The sequence below is a fragment of the Acinetobacter stercoris genome (genome assembly GCF_900323515.1).
Lineage (GTDB): Bacteria > Pseudomonadota > Gammaproteobacteria > Pseudomonadales > Moraxellaceae > Acinetobacter > Acinetobacter stercoris.
The window spans coordinates 1-4,332 of sequence record NZ_OOGT01000263.1 but is presented as its reverse complement, the minus strand read 5'-3'; the positions used below and the strand labels follow the sequence as shown (position 1 = coordinate 4,332).

Sequence of the window (4,332 nt, the reverse complement as noted above, 5' to 3'; positions counted from 1 at the left end):
AAAATATTTAGCTTAATATAAGCTTAATTTGGCGATCTTAATGATTGAAACTTTCATTCTAGTGAATGACCGCAAATAGCAAAATGAAAGATTTGAAACAGGTAAGAGGATACGCTGCTTGAAGTATTGCTTATGAATATACAAAAACAATTTTTTCCCACGGAAATTTTCCGAGCTTATGATATTCGAGGAAAAGTTTCGGCTCTAACGCCTAATGTTGTGAGTGCCATTGCCTATGCACTTGCAGAACAATTTATCGAGGCAGGTCAGACACAGGTTGTTTTGGGCTATGATGCACGTTTAACAAGCCCTACATATGCCAAAATTATTGAACAGATACTTTTAAATAACCATATCCAGGTGGAGAATATTGGTTGCTGCTCGACGCCACAAATGTATTTTGCAGCATTACAAAAAAATGGGAATGGCATCATGGTGACTGCTAGCCACAACCCAAAATCTGATAATGGCGTGAAATGGATCGTGCAAGGCGAGCCACCTACACCACAAATGATTCAGGAGGTTGGATTAAAAGCACAATCTGATCAGCATCATGTTTTTGATTTAAATAAAATCTCAATTCAACAGCACCAGATCAAATCTGAAATTTGTACGAACTATCAAAAGTCTTTGCTTGATGATATTGATTTAAAAAGACCATTAAAAGTTGTTATTGATGCTTTAAATGGTTCTGCTGGCAATTGTGCAGTTCAAGTGCTTAAGCAGTTAGGATGTGATGTCATCGCCATACGTTGTGATGCAAATGGTCATTTCCCGGATCATGCACCAGATCCTTCCAAATCAGTACATTTAAACGAACTACGACACAAAGTATTGGCTCATCAGGCGGATATAGGGATTGCACTGGATGGTGATGGGGATAGAGTTGTTTTGATCGATGAAAAAGCCGATATTATTACAGCAGATCGTTTGTTATCTCTTTTTGCCAAGATTTGTTTACTAGCACATCCTGGGCGTGAGATTGTATTCGATGTCAAATGTTCAGTGATGGTGAAAAAAACGATCGAAGCATTTGGCGGTACTGCCAAAATGATACGCACGGGGAGTAGTTTCCTCCGCCGTTATTTAGCTGCTTCAAAAGGAAATGCTGTATTTGGCGGTGAATACGCTGGACATTATGTTTTTAACGATGGTCGAGGGCTGGGATATGACGATGGGCTATATGCTGCACTGCGTGTGATGGAATATATGAGTCAAAGTCATGCGACATTGTCAGAGATACTAGCACCATATCCAGAGCGTAGTTATACCGAAGATACTTATATCAGTACGCATAATGAAGATCCGCAAAACTTGCTTGAAGATATTGAAAATCTAAGTCGCACAACTCCTGCACAATTAAGTAAAATTGATGGTGTACGACTTGATTTTGATCATGGATTTGGCATTATTCGAGCATCCAATACTGGAGAATACTTTACAGTGCGTTTTGATGCCGATTGCCCATCTCGTCTGGATGAAATCCGTCAAACGTTTGTTTCCATGTTAAGTGAACGATATCCTAAAATCGCACAAGACATCTTAAATGCTCAATAAGGAGAGGCGAATGCCACATCAGCATACTGGCATCGACAAAGCTCAAATCTTGACTGAAGCTTTGCCGTATATTCAACGTTTTGCAGGAAAAACGCTGGTTGTGAAATATGGTGGCAATGCGATGACAGATCCTGCTTTGGAAAGTTCATTTGCTCGCGATATTGTTTTATTGAAAACAGTCGGTCTAAACCCGATTGTTGTGCATGGTGGTGGTCCACAAGTTGATTCATTTCTAAAACAGCTTGGCCGAGAATCCGAGCGTATTGATGGGATGCGCGTAACTGATCCTGCAACAATGGAAGTTGTTGAAATGGTACTCGGTGGTAGTGTAAATAAATCCATCGTAAATCTGATTAACAAGCATGGTGGACGTGCAATAGGTTTGACAGGTAAAGATGGTAATCTCATCCGTGCACGGAAGTTGCTGATGGAAAAGAAAACCGAAGATGGTTCGGTTCAGCAAATCGATCTGGGCTTGGTCGGTGAAGTGACTGGTGTTAAAACGGACGTTCTGGAAATGTTCACCCAAAGTGATTTTATCCCTGTCATTGCACCATTAGGAGTAGATGAAGAGGGCAATACCTACAACATTAATGCCGATCTGGTTGCTGGTAAAGTGGCAGAGGCATTAAGTGCTGAAAAACTTATTTTATTAACCAATATTTCTGGTGTATTAGACGAAAACAAGAATTTATTGACTGGTCTTTCAACACAAGAAGTTGATCGTCTCATCGATACAGGCGTGATTTATGGTGGGATGATTCCTAAAGTGGGTTGTGCTCTGGATGCTGTAAAAGGTGGAGTTGTGAGCGCACACATTGTAGATGGACGTGTTGCACATGCAACTCTTCTTGAAATATTTACAGATCATGGTGTTGGCACTTTGATTACCAATCGAAGTAAACCTGTAAAAGCATAGTCATCATCTGAAAAACCACCTTTGAAGGTGGTTTTTTATGTCACAATCAGGTCATATTTAGGTCATCAATCTGTCACCGGCTTTGCTTAGTGTTAGCTTAAATACTAGGAGAGTCGTAACGATGTTTGCAAAATTAAATCAATATCGTCAAACCTTAAATAATCTTCCACTACCGAAACCGAAAAAAAATACTTCTCAAAATCAATATAAATTTGAATGGGCTGAGGATCTTAAACAAATACAGGAAGTACAAAAATTTCGGGCAGAACAGTTTTCAAAACAATTCGGCATTCAATTTGCTAATGGGTTAGATCAGGATGTCTATGATTTCAGTTGTGAACATGCGGTTTTACGTGATCGTCTGACCAATGAAATCGTAGCATATACGCGGTTAAAGAAATTTCAAGGCTTCGAGCTCGCGAAAAGCTATAGTGCGCAAGAGTTTAAGATTGTTCCACACTTATCTGATTTAAATAATATTGTTGAAATTGGACGTACCTGTGTACATCCTCGTTATCGTTCAGGGCGTGCCTTATCTTTGCTTTGGATGAATCTGGTTCCTAAAGTACTTTGGGAAATGAGAGCCAAATATCTGATTGGTTGTGTAAGTATCCGTCTAGAAGGAAATCAGGCACGTGCTTACCATACTCATCAGAAGATACAGGCGTTAGCAAGCCATCAAAAAATAGAAATTCCAGCACAGTTAAATTATGAGCCTCATCATCCAGAGTTCAGTTTTCCCCAAGATGAAAAAATTCCGAAACTGTTTCAGGTTTATTTAGATATGCAGGCAAAACTGTCTTCACAAGCATTTTATGACGAAGAGTTTAATTGCCTTGATTACTTTGTATTTCTTGAAGTTAACAATATTGCAAAAAACTTTGTGATGAAAAAAATGGCACAACGCTAGGATTTACAATAAAAAATGTATTGCTTGCAAATATTCATATTTGCAAGCAACGCTCCAGTCATGCACAATATCTGTAGAACTATATGCAATATGAATGATTATGTGCCAACTTCTTGGAATGAACTGTGCTACACCTACAGATATAACGTTTTCTTTTCGCGGTTTTTCACAGCGAGCTGGTGTTACATCTGATCATTCTGATGGATTTGGCATAGCATTTTTCGAAGATAAAGCTTGCCGTCTTTTTGTTGATAACCAATCTGCTATCGAGTCCCCAATTGCTGAATTAATCAGGAATTATCCGATTAAATCCCGTAATGTGATTGCACATATACGAAAAGCAACCCAAGGTAAAATAACTTTAGAAAACTCACACCCTTTTATAAGGGAGTTATGGGGACGTCACTGGATTTTTGCACATAATGGCGATCTTCATGGTTTTAATCCAAAGTTATCGGGACAATTTACTCCTGTTGGTAATACAGATAGTGAAATTGCATTTTGCTATTTATTAGATCAGCTGGTTAAGCGTTTCGGCTATGTAGAACCTAAAATTGATGAAATTTTTGATGTGCTTAAAGAGGTCGCACCTGAAGTAGCTGAATACGGTACATTTAATTACTGTTTGTCAAATGGTCAGGCACTATTTAGCTATGCGACGACTAAATTACATTGGTTAGTCCGAGAATATCCATTTCAACATGCTCAACTTATTGATCTGGACGTTGAAGTTGATTTTAGTCAGGTCACGACTCCACAAGATCGTGTTGCGGTGATTACTACTGAACCTTTAACACAAAATGAACATTGGACTGCATATCAATCTGGTGAAATGATTTTATTTCAACATGGTAAAGCCATAAAAAGTGAGATGACCCGAGTAGAGCGTTTGGAAAGAGAAAAAATAAATCCAGAGTTAAAAAGAATAACTAAAGCAGATTTATAT

4 protein-coding genes are annotated in these 4,332 nt (G+C 38.6%); all 4 read left to right on the top strand.

Annotation, left to right across the window (positions count from 1 at the left end):
• The first annotated feature begins 132 nt into the window (after positions 1 to 132).
• Positions 133 to 1,557, top strand: coding sequence for a phosphomannomutase/phosphoglucomutase (locus tag KPC_RS18110; protein ID WP_121975728.1), 1,425 nt, complete (start codon positions 133 to 135; stop codon positions 1,555 to 1,557).
• A gap of 10 nt (positions 1,558 to 1,567) precedes the next feature.
• A complete protein-coding gene (argB, locus tag KPC_RS18105) occupies positions 1,568 to 2,476 on the top strand; it encodes an acetylglutamate kinase (RefSeq protein ID WP_121975727.1) in 909 nt (302 codons plus the stop codon).
• Positions 2,477 to 2,597: 121 nt separating this feature from the next.
• A complete protein-coding gene (locus tag KPC_RS18100; RefSeq protein ID WP_121975726.1) occupies positions 2,598 to 3,386 on the top strand; it encodes a GNAT family N-acetyltransferase in 789 nt (262 codons plus the stop codon).
• Between the two features lie 100 nt (positions 3,387 to 3,486).
• A partial coding sequence (locus KPC_RS18095; protein WP_146196665.1) for a class II glutamine amidotransferase occupies positions 3,487 to 4,332 on the top strand: 846 nt, incomplete at its 3' end.

Coding starts and splice junctions, on each gene's coding strand:
- argB (WP_121975727.1), top strand. CDS start 1,568: ATGCCACATCAGCATACTGGCATCGACAAAGCTCAAATCTTGACTGAA.
- KPC_RS18110 (WP_121975728.1), top strand. CDS start 133: ATGAATATACAAAAACAATTTTTTCCCACGGAAATTTTCCGAGCTTAT.
- KPC_RS18100 (WP_121975726.1), top strand. CDS start 2,598: ATGTTTGCAAAATTAAATCAATATCGTCAAACCTTAAATAATCTTCCA.